Consider the following 13,179-nt stretch of genomic DNA (forward strand, 5'->3'; position numbering starts at 1 on the left):
AGCCTATGTCAATGGCGCGATGATGCGTGTGCCCCATACCCCGACCAACGCTGAAACCCCGCTCAGCGTGATACCCCAGACAAAATCCGTGACCACCATCCGTGCGGTCCAGTCTTTCAATGTGGCAAGATTGGTGAACTCGTAAGTGCCGTACCCGACCGCCCCCAAAAGTGCGGCGTTCAAGAAAACCCACCCTAGATCGCTTTCCGATTTCAGCGCCGGCCAGGATACGAAATATAAAAGTACCGCAACGAAAAATGCGTAGAATGCGAATGCGGGGAGTATTCTGAAGCGGTCCAGCAACAGCGTCCCGATATCACGCTCAAAGACCGGCTTGACCAAAAAACTCAACCCCAGAAAATCCAGCCCCAGGAAAACCGCAAGCGTCAAGAAATATAGGACAATCAGCGTCATCGCGTAAGTTCCTGCCAATAGACGCGGCCCCCGTACAACATGCAGGGGACCGGCAACTCGCAGTATCAGCCAAGACCCGCGCGCAATCAATCCTGAGCGGTTAGATCCTGTGGAATTGTGATTCTTGCTCGGAGGACCAGCGCACAGTCACAACAAACCCTTCTTCGGTCTGCTTCTCGTCTGTCACGATTTCCTGCGCAAACAGCCAGGCGCGCTTTTTGCCATCGGCAAAGCCAAGGGTCAGTTCTGCTTCGCGGACAGCACCTTGCAGCGCCTCGGCGATGACCGCTTGCAAGTTGTCCATCCCCTCGCCGCTGATCGCGGAAATCGCCAAAACATCAGGGTCTCGCTGGGCACGGGCGCGGACGGCATTTGCCCGGTCGTCATCCAGCAAATCCAGCTTGTTCCACACCTCAAAGCTCCGGGTGTCCTTGGGCACACCCAGCGACGTCAGAATTTCCCGGACATTGCGGGCCTGCTCTTCGCTTTCCGCATGCGAGATATCACGCACGTGGCAAATGATATCGGCGGCCAGCACTTCTTCCAGCGTGGCACGAAATGCCGCAACCAGCTCGGTTGGCAGGTCCGATATGAACCCTACCGTGTCGCTCAGGATGATCTCGGGCCCATCGGGAAGCACCAGGCTGCGCATCGTCGGGTCGAGCGTGGCAAAGAGCATGTCTTTTGCCATGACGTCCGCGCCGGTCAACCGATTGAAAACCGTGGATTTCCCTGCGTTGGTATAGCCGACCAAAGCGACGATCGGATAAGGTACCTTGGCCCGTGCTGCCCGGTGCAAGGCGCGTGTTTTCACGACTTTGTCCAACTGTCGACGCAGGCGCACCAGTTGGTCATCGATGGCACGGCGATCAGATTCGATCTGGGTTTCGCCGGGACCACCGACAAACCCAAGCCCGCCGCGCTGACGTTCAAGGTGGGTCCATGCCCGGACCAATCGGGTCCGTTGATAATTCAGCGCCGCCATTTCAACCTGCAACACACCTTCACGCGTTGCGGCGCGGTCGCTGAAAATCTCGAGGATCAGCCCGGTACGGTCCAGTAGCTTTACGCCCCATTCCTTTTCAAGGTTGCGCTGTTGTACCGGCGTCACCTTGCCGTCGACCAGCACCAGCTCAATTTCAGCATCGTCAAATTCGCGTTTCAGCTCTTCTATCTTGCCAGAGCCGAACAGCATGCCTGCGCTTACGGTGCGCAGCGGGACAATCGTCGCCCCGTTGACTTCCAGATGTGGCAAAGCTTCGGCGAGCGCCACGGCCTCTGCCAGGGCAGGTCCGGGATTACGACGGTCATTGTCAGATTTGATCTCGGGATGCAGCACCCATGCCCGCGTCAGTTTCGGGCCATCGGTGTCGTCTATCTGGAATGATGGGCGGCTCAATTAGCGTCTTCACCCTCGTATAGCGAAATCGGCTGACTTGGCATGATTGTCGATATTGCATGCTTGTAGACAAGCTGCGACTGCCCGTCCCGGCGCAACAGAACACAGAAATTGTCAAACCAAGTAATCACACCCTGGAGTTTCACGCCATTGATCAGAAAAATCGTTACCGGAACCTTGGTTTTTCGCACGTGGTTCAGAAATGCATCCTGAAGGTTCTGTCTGTCAGACGCCATAGTTGGTCTCGCTCTTATTCTTGCTGTTATTCTTATTGATGGCCGCAGACCGGCACACCCTTCGCACAACTATGGAGACCCGTGCACGGAGTTTCCACCCCAAAACTATGTTCAACGTGCATCACAAGGGTGATTACGTGTCACCCACGCCACAAATTCGGGGTGAGCAGCGCAATAATCGCCAATGTTTCGAGCCTGCCAAGCACCATTGCACCGCAAAGGATCACTTTGGCCACATCGCTGAGCTCGATCAGGGTGATCGGGGCATCGGCTGCGAATTCAATCAACGGGCCTGTTGTCGCCAAGGTAGCGACCGACATCACCATCGCATCTTCGAAACTTGCCCCAACCAGGGTCAGCAACAGCGTGACCGCAGCGAGTGAGAGCGCGAAGAGCATGAAAAAGATCCATGCGATAAATGCACCGTTGCTTTGCAACCGCCGACCGACGGCACCGGCACCCGAGACCGAATGCGGGTGCACCAGCCGTTCCAATTCGCGCACCCCGTTGCGATACAGCGCAAACACGCGCAACAGCTTCACCCCGCCCGCGGTCGTGGCAACGCCCCCCCCCACAAGAGCCAGTCCCATCAGGATAAGACCGGGGGTTTCCAGCCCCGACCAGCTTTGCGCCTGGCCCCATGACGAACTGACAAAGCCCGTGGTGGTCAAGAAGGAGGTCACGGTGAACATCGCGCCCCATAACGCGCTGCCGCTCTCATTTGCCTCGGTGCCGGCCTCGACATCGAAGGCCCCCAGAAAATGCCTTGTAAACAGGATCAGCGGTACGCCGATGATCAATGCCAATCCCATGCGAAATTCAGGGTCTGTCCACAGACCGCCCTGCGTTGCGGTCACGGTGTCTTTGGAGAACGTCAAACGCGATAGGGAAAACAGCATGAACAGCATCATCACCGCTTCGCTGCCAAAGCCGACGCCGGTGTCATGGGTCCCACCCAGCGGCGAAATCCCCGAGGTAGCCATGACCGACATCGCATGGCTGACCGCAACCAGCGACCGGTCACCGTTGGCGATCAAAAGCAGCCATAGCAACAGGGTCAGGGCCAGATACGTCGGGGCCAACGCATAGGTGGACCTCAGCAGGCGCGTTCGCGGGTTCACCTGCCCCATGCTGCTGCGTTTTGAAATCGTGTTTCCCGGTTCGGCCTGCGATGTGACTTCGAAGCCGCCAAGGTGTAAGGGTGCCAGGATAGCCGAGGCCGCGATCCACATCATCAGCCCTCCCATCCATGCAACCTGTGCGCGCCACAGATGAAGGGTGTCGCTTAACCGGCCCGGATCGTCGAACAGTGCCGCACCGGTCGTGGTGATCGAACTGACCATATCGAAATAGGCATTGATGAAACGGGTTGTCGGCAACGCTTCGAGGAATGGAATGGCAAGTATGGCCGGCAGAAACACAAAGCTTGAAAATAGCGATAAGAGCGGGCCCAGGGTGCCGTGGCGCGGCGCGCGGCCTGCGTGGGCAACGGCGATCATCGCAAAGACGATCACCCCCAGCAGGCACGCGTAAAAAAACGACCGTGATGCCAGCAGATCGTCGGTCACGACGGCGAATATCGCGGGAATGATCATTGACGCACTGAACAGCCCGAAAATCAGCAAGAACAAGGGCAGCTGTGCGACGTGCTGGCTAATGGATTGCTTGCCTCTCATGCCATCACGCATAACACCATCATCGACCGGACCGCATTAGAAAAAGTCGATCGAGACCTGCATCAACTGTTCGACCTGCGGCACGTCTTTGGCCAGACAGAAAACAGCGATCACATCGCCTTCTTCGATACGGGTGTCGCCCAACGGGCGAATGACCTTGTCACCCTTTCGGACCATCCCCAGCAGCGCCCCTTCGGGAAAATCAATATCTGATACGCGCTTGCCTGCTATGGGGGACGTTGACAATACTTCGGCTTCGATCACCTCGGCTTCGGCATCGCCGATTGAATACACAGACCGTACCCGGCCATGACGGATATGACGCAATATGGAACTGACGGTCGTGGAACGGGGGTTGATGTAGGCATCGATACCCAAAGGTTCCATCAGCGGGACCAACGTCGGGTCGTTGATCAAAGCGATGACATAGGGACATCCTTCGGACTTGGCACGTACGCAGGCCAGCATGTTGGTCTTGTCGTCATCGGTTATCGCCATCATGGCGTCGGCACGGCTGATACCTGCCTCGGCCAGCAACGCGGCGTCAAGCCCGTCCCCGTTTAGAACGATCGTGCGCTCCAGGGCTTCGGCTGCACGTTCCGCAATGGCACGGTTCTTTTCAATCATCTTGGTACGAACACGCTTTTCGCGGCTCTCGAGGTTCTGGGCCACAGCAAGCCCGACATTGCCGCCCCCTACCAGCACGATCCGTTCCAGCTTGCTGGTCTTTTTGCCAAAAATCTCGAGTGTCCGGGGGATGTCATCGCGATGCGAAAACACATAGCAGGCGTCACCCACAAACAACTGATCGTTGGATTCGGGGGCGAATAAGGTGCCTTCGCGACGGACGCCGACCACCACCGCCCGCAAGGTCGAAAACAGGTCTGTCAGCTGCCGCAGGGGCGTGTTGACGACCGGGCACCCTTCGTCGATCTGGATGCCGATCAGGTGCGCCATTCCGTCCATGAAAGTTTCGGTATCAAAGGCCGCGGGTGCGGAAAGTCGTTGAAGCGCGGCTGCCGCTACTTCCTTTTCCGGGCTGATCACGACGTCGATTGGCATGTGGTCACGCCGGTACAGATCCGAATAGATCGCGGTCAAATAGGACTGGCTGCGCAGACGGGCAATCTTGCGATTGATGCCAAATACCGAATGGGCAACCTGACAGGTCACCATGTTCACCTCATCGGAATGGGTGGCGGCGATGATCATCTCGGCGTCACGGGCACCGGCGCGATCCAGTACGTCGGGATAGCTGGCGAAACCCGCGACCCCTTGGACATCCAGCGTATCGGTGGCGCGCCGTACCAGCTCTGCGTCACTGTCGACAATCGTGACGTCGTTGCGTTCTCCGGACAGGTGACGGGCAATTTGCCAACCGACCTGCCCTGCGCCGCAAATAATCACTTTCATGTAGGGTTCCTTTGGCGTTGCGCCCTATATCGTCATCTGGCGGAGCCAAGTCCGCCTGAGCAAGGATTTGAATGACAGATGGCTTTGCAAGGGTCAATTCAAATGTCTAACGTCGCCTTACGCTGAAGGATCGGTTTCATGACACATCGACTTAAGACAATGGTTTCATTTATGGCGGTTCTGGCAGGCTGTGCACCGCTGGATACCTATTACAAGCCCGGCGCGACGGTGGCGAACATGCAACGAACGACCACCGAATGCGCGGTGTCAGCATTGGAGAAGGTCCCGCCATCGACACAGTTGGTACGCGACCCGCCGCAGTTCGTGCCACCTCACCAACGGTGCAACAGTCAGGGCCAATGCCACGTCACGCCGGGGTACTTTGTGCCCGGTGCGGTTTACGAGATTGACCCTAACGCACAGTTGCGCAGACGGGTGGTTGGCCAATGCATGGCAGATGCGGGATTTGACCCTGTTTCGATACCGGCCTGCCCATCCAGTGTCGCCCGAGCGGCCCCTGTAATGTCCACCACCACCCTGCCCGCTCTCAATGCCAAATCCTGCGCGATCCGAAACCGCGACGGCAGTTTTCAGATCGTGACACGGGGCTAATCGATCACGGGTAAGGCGGCGAATCGCGCCGGGTCGATATGTCGGGGCTAGTCCATTGCCTCCGCATCTTCGTCGACATGGGCCACGCGCGTACCGGACTTGGCCGATGTTACAACGCCCAGACTTTTGAGCTTGCGATGCAGTGCCGAACGTTCCATCCCGACGAAATTGGCGGTTCGGCTGATATTGCCACCAAAACGATTGATCTGGGTCAGCAAATATTCGCGTTCAAACGCTTCGCGCGCTTCGCGAAGCGGCAGAGTCGCCAACGCCCCCGACAGAACCACGCGGCCATCTTCATCGGTGTTTTCATCATCTCCGGGCAACTCGCGCGCCTCGATTGGGCCGGATCCGTCGCCAAGGATCAACACCCGCTCTACCAGATTTTTCAGCTGCCGCACGTTGCCGGGCCAGATCATCGTCTGAAGCAACGCGACGGCCTCGTCCGAAAACGTCCGTAGCGGCAAGCCCTGAGTGGCGTTGAATTCGGAAATAAAATGGTCAGCCAGAACGGTGATATCTTCGCGACGATCCTCCAAAGACGGAACGGCGATCGGGACGACGTTCAACCGATGATACAGTTCCTGCCTGAATGTTTCCGCCTTGATCGCGGCGTCCAGATCCTTGTTCGTGCTGGAAATGACGCGCAGGTCGACACGCACCTTGTCGTGCCCGCCGACGCGGGTAAATTGTTGGTCTACCAGAACCCGCAAGATTTTTGACTGCGTTCCCAAAGGAAGATCGGCCACCTCGTCGAAAAATATGATGCCCCCGTGTGCCTGTTCAAGCAGCCCCGGTTCCACGCCGCGTTCGGCGCTTTCTCGACCGAACAGGACCTCCTCCATACGGTCGGGGGCAACACTGGCACAATTCACGGTCACGAACGGCCCCGAGGCCCGTGCCGAGTTGGCGTGAATATAACGGGCGGCGATTTCCTTGCCCGCCCCGGCAGGACCGCGCAGCATCACCCGCCCGTTGGATTTGGTAACCTTTTCGATCTGCCCCATCAGCGTCTTGAACGCGGGCGAGCGTCCGATCATCTCGGTGCTCACGGCTTCGCGTCGCCTCAGGTTCTGATTTTCGCGTCGCAACCGTGATGTTTCCATCGCGCGACGTATGACAACAAGAAGCTGGTCGATGTTGAAGGGCTTTTCGATGAAGTCGTAAGCACCTTGCTTGATCGCCGCGACCGCTATTTCGATATTGCCGTGCCCCGATATGATGACCACCGGCACGTCGGGGTTGTCGCGTTTTACGGCCTTGAGAATGTCGATGCCATCCATCCGGCTGTCTTTCAGCCAAATATCCAGGATCATCAACGCGGGTGGTTCGGAATTTATGGCGGCGATCGCATCATCCGAATTGCCGGCCAGCCGAGTGGCAAAGCCTTCGTCTTCTAGAATATCGGAAATCAGTTCGCGAATGTCGCGTTCGTCGTCAACGATCAGGATGTCACTCATCTTGGGTCTCCAATTCTGGTGTTTCGATGGGGGCGGCAAGGGGTAGTGTTATTACCGCCATTGCGCCGAAATAGGTTTGGCCTTCAAAGACCGGTGCGTTTTCCAGCGTCAGCGTGCCGCCGTGTTCTTCGATGATCTTCTTCACGATGGGAAGCCCGAGGCCGGTTCCTTCGCTGCGATTGGTCACATAGGGTTCAAAAAGCCGCGCTCGGTCTTCGGGCAACCCGATGCCGTTGTCGGCAATGGTGATCTGAACCGTCGTGCCGACACAACGCAGCGCTACTTTGATCATCGGGGTGATGTCGTCGCGTTCAGATTTTTCTTGCAGGGTTTCAATGGCTTCTCCTGCGTTCTTGATCAAGTTTGTCAGGGCTTGCGACAGCATGGATGCATCGACTTCGGCCATAACCGGGCCTTTCGGCAGGTCTACCGTAATCGCGACGCCGGGCTGGCCGGTCTGCTGCAACAATACGGCATCGCGCATCAACTGTGATATATCCTGAAGCTTGGTTTCGGGTTCCGGCATCCTTGCGAATTTCGAGAATTCGTCGACGATGCGACGCAGGTCGGCGGTTTGACGGATAATGACCCCTGTCATCTGTTCAAGGCTTGCCGCGTCGTCTGGCAGCTTTGGCCCGAATTTGCGTTGGATCCGCTCCGCGCTCAGCTGGATCGGGGTAAGCGGGTTTTTGATTTCATGCGCAATACGGCGTGCAACGTCGCCCCATGCCGCCATTCTCTGAGCGCTGACCAGGTCGGTGACATCGTCAAACGCTACAACATACCCCTCAAGTCGGCCGTCTTCGGTGCGCCGGGTCGAGACATGGACCAGAAGATTTTCCAGCTGGCCTTGGCGTGAAACCTTGACTTCTCCTTGTGCCACCTCGCCGTGGCCTGAAACGATGGTGTTGAACAGTGCGCCGAATTCCGGGATCGCCACCGCAATTGCCAGCGACTGCTGATCTTCTTCCCAGTCAAGCAAACGCATCGCCGACTTGTTCACAAATGCGACGCGACCTTCCGGGTCAAGCCCCACCACACCCGATGTTACTGAACTAAGCACTGAATCGAACAATCTACGGCGGCGTTCAATCTGCCGGGTGTTATCCAGCAAGGTTTCGCGCTGCCCTTTCAACCGCTTGGTCATCTGATTGAAGTAGCGCCCCAGCATCGCGATTTCGTCGTCACCGTCCTCTTCGCGCACCTGCACCTCAAGATCGCCGGCACCCACCTGCTGCGCCGCGCCGGTCAGGCGGCCAACCGGGCCAGAGAGACGTTCGGCAAACCACAATCCCAACCAGATGGCGGCCAGTATCAAAATCACCGCAAAGGCCACGTAAAGCAGACCGAATTCGAACAGAAGCCTGCCGCGGTCATTTTCAAGCTGTTGATAAAGATGGACGGTTTCCTTGGTATCGTCGAGCAACGCCAGTATTTTTCCGTCCACATCGCGGCTGATATAAAGATACCGATCAACATAGGATTGCATCAACACCAACGCCCGGTATTCGTTGTTGGCCCAGTCTTCGATAATGAAGGGCACGCCGTTATTCTGGCGGGCTTGCTCGATCTGTTCGGGGGTCGGCGCTTCGAAATCAAACAGGTACGATCTGTCGCCACGGGCACGGATCTGCGCGGTGCCGTCGATCATGTATGCTTCGCGCAGGCCGCGCTGAATCTGGCGCTGCCCTTCCGCCAGAAGCTGGGTGTCGGGGACAGGGACGCCTTGACCGCGTGCATTGTCTATCGCGCGTGCAAGCGATGCGGCATCTTCTTCAAGATCACCGCGTTGCTCGGCCTCGTAAGCTATGGCCGCCGACAATGAGTTTCCCACCACAGATCTTACCCGGTCGGAAAACCAGCCCTCCAGTCCGACGTTGATGGTCAGCCCGGCAAAGATCGCAACGCTGATGGTCGGGATCAGCGCCATCAATGCGAATACGCCGGTCAGACGCAGGTGCAGGCGCGACCCCGCGGATTTGGCGCGGCGTGCGGAAATCAGGGTGGCCACCTGGTTCAGCACCAAGGCAGCCACCAAAAGTATGTAGACCAGATCCGTCAGCAGAATCAGTCGCAGGCTCGCCGCATGTCCGCCCTGCTCCATCGGACCGAGAACAAGATAGGTGGCGAACGCAAGAACCGGCCCCAGGCCCACAAGACCCAAGGTTGCCAGATTACGCACCCGGCGCAAACGCCGCAGACGATCTAGACGCATAAGATAATAGCTGCGTGACCGGGAAAGCACCCGTTATCCTCACCGATGTCGTGATGCATGAATGCATCAACCGCCTATTTATGTGGTCCTGACCGGGGTTTGATACCCGATGGCCACGGTTATGTGGCTCTTTTACATCATTTTACGACCGCGTGTCACCTCAATATCGAGATCGGTGATTTTTTTTCGCAAGGTATTGCGGTTTATGCCCAGCAAATCGGCACATCTAGCCTGATTTCCTGCTGTTGCGGACAGGGCAATTTCGATCAACGGGGCCTCTATTTCGCGTAGAATACGGGCGTATAGGCCCGGCGGCGGCAACATGGAGCCGTGTTGATCGAAATACCGGCGCAAATGGCGCTCGACCGATGCCCCCAGCTTTTCGGTATTCGCATGCGCACGGAGCGGTTCGGGATCGGGTTGGTTTCCCAGGACCAGTTCAGCTTCGGACTGGCTGATCTCGGCCGCCCTGCTGGTCAATGCAAGCTGCCGCATGGCGTGTTCCAACTGACGCACATTTCCGGGCCACTGATAATTCGCGAAAACCTTGGACGCGCCATCCGAAAGGACACGCGGCATGGTGTTTCCCGTTTCGGCCCGTTCAAGAAAGTGGACCGAAAGCAGGTTGATGTCCTCGATACGGTCGCGCAGCGCGGGTACATGCAAGGTGGCCCCGGACAGGCGGTAATACAGATCGCGGCGCAGACCCCCTGATTTCATGGCTGCGGCCAGGTCAGTTTGGCTTGTGGCTAGAAAACGGGGGCCGTTGTCGCCGGGGGTGTCCATCATTCTGGCAATACGGGCCTGAATTTCCTGGGGAATGTCGCCGATTTCGTCAATCAGCAACGTGCCGCCCCGAACCCGCGCCAGTACCCGCGCAGGCCCTTCGATATCCTGGAGCTCCGACGCGGTGACTGTCACAAAGGGCAAGCTGCGCCGGTCGGAAAAGTCGTGAATGGCCTTGGCAATCAGCGATTTTCCCGTGCCGGATTCGCCCCATATCAAGACCGGAAGGTCAGTGTTCATCACCCGTGCAACGACTCGGTACAGTGCCTGCATAACCGGGGTGCGCCCTACCAACGGCAGATCATCGCGTTCGGCGTCGATCTCGGTGGTTTGAACAGGTCGGCGCGCCGTGCCGCTGCGTTCAAGCGCCCGCGCCGTGCGTTTCATGAGATCGGGTAGATCGAACGGTTTGGGCAGGTAATCATAGGCTTCGGCTTCGGCGGCTTTGATGGCGGTCATGATGGTGTTCTGCGCCGAAATCACGATGACCGGCAAACCGGGCCTGTCCTGAGCAATCTTCGGTAACATCTCAAGCCCGTTGCCATCGGGCATCACCACATCCGAGATCACAACGTCGCCCTTGCCTTCGCTTACCCATCTCATCAAGGTCGTCAGGCTTGATGTCGCATGAACCTTGCACCCGGCCCGCGTCAATGCCTGAGTCAGAACGGTGCGGATAGTGCGATCGTCATCAGCAACCAGTACTGTGCCATCCATAATTTAAGTCTCCTGTCCCAGTGCGAGAATATCGGCGTTGGTCTTGTCGGCCCGAGGCAACGACATGCGAAAGACGGTACGACCGGGGACCGAGTTCACCGAAATCCAGCCCCCGTGGTCCGATATGATCTTGCTTACCAGGGCCAGACCCAGCCCGGTGCCGTTGTCGCGGCCCGATACAAAGGGGTCAAATACATCCGCGCGGATCGCATCGGGAAGCCCGGGCCCATCGTCGATGACTTCGATCTGAAGCGGCAGCGACTGGCCGGTCCCGTCAGACCGGCGCATGCGGAATGAATGTTCGTAATAGCTGTGCAGGCGGATCGTACCGCCCTGATCTCCTGCTGCTTCAGCGGCATTTTTGAGCAAATTCAACACCACCTGCAATAGTTGGTCTTTGTCCCCCAAGGCCGGCGGCAGCGACGGATCGTAGTCTTCGATGATTTTCATCCGCGCGCCAAAACCCAAAAGAGCGGACCTGCGGGCACGGTCCAGAACGTCATGCAGGTTCAGCGCCCGGCGTTCCGGTGGCATCAGGTTGCCGAACTGCTCTACCTGTTCAAGAAGTTTTACGATGCGACGCGATTCCGCGACAATCAGATCGGTCAGCTCCAGGTCTTGGGCGTTCAGGTTCATGCTGAGCAGTTGCGCGGCACCGGTGATGCCGGCCAACGGGTTCTTGATTTCGTGCGCCAGCATCTCAGCCATGCCAATCGCCGATTTCGCGGCGGATTTGACCGTATGGTTTTGCGTCATCCGCCCGGCCAGTTCGCGCGGGGTGATCATCAGGATCATCTTTCCCGAACCATCGGAAAGCGGTGCAAGGTGCAGCGCACAGGGCACGGGTGCGCGTTGCCCACTTCCCACATCGGCATCATTCACGAATAACGGCGTACCGGTTTCTCGGGCGCGGGCAAAGGCGTCTTCCAGGGGCGCGTCAACGGCGATGATATCCCAGACCGGTGTGCCCCGTGCCGATTTGGCCGAAGCGTTCAAAAACCCCTCTGCTTCGGGATTGAGATCATTGATCGTTTCGTCGCTGCCGATCAAGACGGTGGGTACCGGCAATGAGGTAAAGAATACGTCAGCATCCATCATGCTGCCTCGGCCTGGTTGTCGGCCGTCATGGCAACAGCAATCAGGCGGTGAACGATCGCGGTGTCTTTGGCGGTAAGCACTCTTCGACGCAAATCGGCCGGGGTACCGCATACGTCCATGTACCAGCCAAGATGTTTGCGGGCGACACGCAGGCCCATCACCTTGCCGTAGAAACTGACAATGGCTTCGTAGTGGTCACCCACCATCTGGGCAAACTGTGCACCTGTCGGGATATCGGGTGCAGGTGTGCCGTAAATTTCGTGGGCAACCCGGGCCAACATCCACGGTCGGCCCTGCGCACCCCGCCCGATCATGACACCATCGGCCCCGGAAGCTTTCAGCGCAGCCCGAGCGGAGGCTGTACCCACGATGTCGCCGTTGGCGATAACGGGAATGGTAACAGCATTCTTGACCGCGGCGATGGCCTCCCAATTGGCGGTACCTTTATAGAACTGGCATCGCGTGCGCCCGTGGATCGTTATCATGGTGATTCCGGCGGCTTCGGCAGCCGTGGCGATCTGGGGGGCATTCAGCATGGCGTCATCCCACCCCAGCCGGGTTTTCAAGGTGACGGGCACGTTAACGGCGTTGACCACTGCCTCGATCAGACGAAGCGCATGATCGGGCGTCTTCATCAGCGCTGAACCGGAATAGCCTTGGGTCACCTTCTTGGCAGGGCATCCCATGTTGATGTCGATGACGCGTGCGCCCTGCGCTTCGACCATGCGGGCCGCTTCGGCCATCGGTGCCGCCTCGCGACCCGCCAATTGCACGGCTGTCCCTTCGATGCCAAGACCCAGCTCCGCCTTTTCCATCGCTCCTGGACGGGCGTTGATCATATCGACGCTTGCCACCATTTCAGAGACGACCAACCCCGCACCAAAGGACGCCACGAGGTTGCGGAACGGCAAATCAGTGATTCCAGCCATAGGTGCCAGCAAAACAGGCGGCTCGAGGGAAAATGGAAGATCAGACAGACCCAAACGCTTAATCCTTGTGCAGTTGCCTTTGGTGTACCCGGCTGCCACGCTGAACTCAATGAAACAGGCACCGAAAGGAGCGGATAAAGCGCACCGGTGCCTAATTTTTAATCATCGACCGCAGAGATTGCACCCGGTGCCTGGGTTGAATAGACCTGAAGCCAGAATTCAAG

Annotated in this window: 11 protein-coding genes; 1 reads left to right on the top strand and 10 read right to left on the bottom strand. The window is 57.9% G+C overall.

All coding sequences use genetic code 11. The features are described 5' to 3' along the window. Positions 1–3: 3 nt before the first annotated feature. From AC13DE_RS19455 to trkA, 5 genes are all read right to left on the bottom strand, one after another. Complete coding sequence (locus AC13DE_RS19455) at positions 4–414, bottom strand: DUF2177 family protein (RefSeq protein ID WP_446312417.1); 411 nt, start codon at positions 412–414, stop codon at positions 4–6. 100 nt (positions 415–514) lie between these two features. Next, a complete protein-coding gene (gene hflX, locus AC13DE_RS19460; RefSeq protein ID WP_446298391.1) occupies positions 515–1,813 on the bottom strand; it encodes a GTPase HflX in 1,299 nt (432 codons plus the stop codon). Continuing rightward, a complete protein-coding gene (gene hfq / locus AC13DE_RS19465; RefSeq protein ID WP_093915014.1) occupies positions 1,810–2,049 on the bottom strand; it encodes an RNA chaperone Hfq in 240 nt (79 codons plus the stop codon). Before hfq ends, hflX begins: the two co-directional genes overlap by 4 nt. A 140-nt stretch (positions 2,050–2,189) precedes the next feature. Further along, entirely contained in the window at positions 2,190–3,737 is a 1,548-nt protein-coding gene (locus AC13DE_RS19470) for a TrkH family potassium uptake protein (protein ID WP_446298390.1), read from the bottom strand. A 24-nt stretch (positions 3,738–3,761) separates the two neighbouring features. Continuing rightward, positions 3,762–5,138 carry a Trk system potassium transporter TrkA gene (gene trkA, locus AC13DE_RS19475; RefSeq protein ID WP_446298389.1) on the bottom strand — a complete coding sequence of 459 codons (1,377 nt, stop codon included), beginning with the start codon at positions 5,136–5,138 and terminating at the stop codon, positions 3,762–3,764. A 138-nt stretch (positions 5,139–5,276) separates the two neighbouring features. Here trkA and AC13DE_RS19480 point away from each other — a divergent pair, with 138 nt between their 5' ends. Further along, positions 5,277–5,750 carry a hypothetical protein gene (locus AC13DE_RS19480; protein WP_483048754.1) on the top strand — a complete coding sequence of 158 codons (474 nt, stop codon included), beginning with the start codon at positions 5,277–5,279 and terminating at the stop codon, positions 5,748–5,750. A 47-nt stretch (positions 5,751–5,797) separates the two neighbouring features. Here the strand turns inward: AC13DE_RS19480 and ntrX are convergent, their stop codons facing one another. From ntrX to dusB, 5 genes are all read right to left on the bottom strand, one after another. Further along, complete coding sequence (ntrX, locus tag AC13DE_RS19485) at positions 5,798–7,210, bottom strand: nitrogen assimilation response regulator NtrX (protein WP_483048755.1); 1,413 nt, start codon at positions 7,208–7,210, stop codon at positions 5,798–5,800. Continuing rightward, the gene (locus AC13DE_RS19490; RefSeq protein WP_446298397.1) at positions 7,203–9,425 is read right to left on the bottom strand and encodes a sensor histidine kinase NtrY-like; all 2,223 of its coding nucleotides are present in this window, start codon (positions 9,423–9,425) and stop codon (positions 7,203–7,205) included. Before AC13DE_RS19490 ends, ntrX begins: the two co-directional genes overlap by 8 nt. Positions 9,426–9,557: 132 nt before the next feature. Further along, entirely contained in the window at positions 9,558–10,928 is a 1,371-nt protein-coding gene (locus AC13DE_RS19495) for a response regulator (RefSeq protein ID WP_446312413.1), read from the bottom strand. 3 nt (positions 10,929–10,931) lie between these two features. Further along, positions 10,932–12,026 carry a two-component system sensor histidine kinase NtrB gene (locus AC13DE_RS19500; protein ID WP_483048756.1) on the bottom strand — a complete coding sequence of 365 codons (1,095 nt, stop codon included), beginning with the start codon at positions 12,024–12,026 and terminating at the stop codon, positions 10,932–10,934. Next, positions 12,023–13,009, bottom strand: coding sequence for a tRNA dihydrouridine synthase DusB (gene dusB / locus AC13DE_RS19505; protein ID WP_483048757.1), 987 nt, complete (start codon positions 13,007–13,009; stop codon positions 12,023–12,025). Before dusB ends, AC13DE_RS19500 begins: the two co-directional genes overlap by 4 nt. Positions 13,010–13,179: the final 170 nt, after the last annotated feature.

It is taken from the genome of Sulfitobacter sp. L-8, assembly GCF_056859255.1.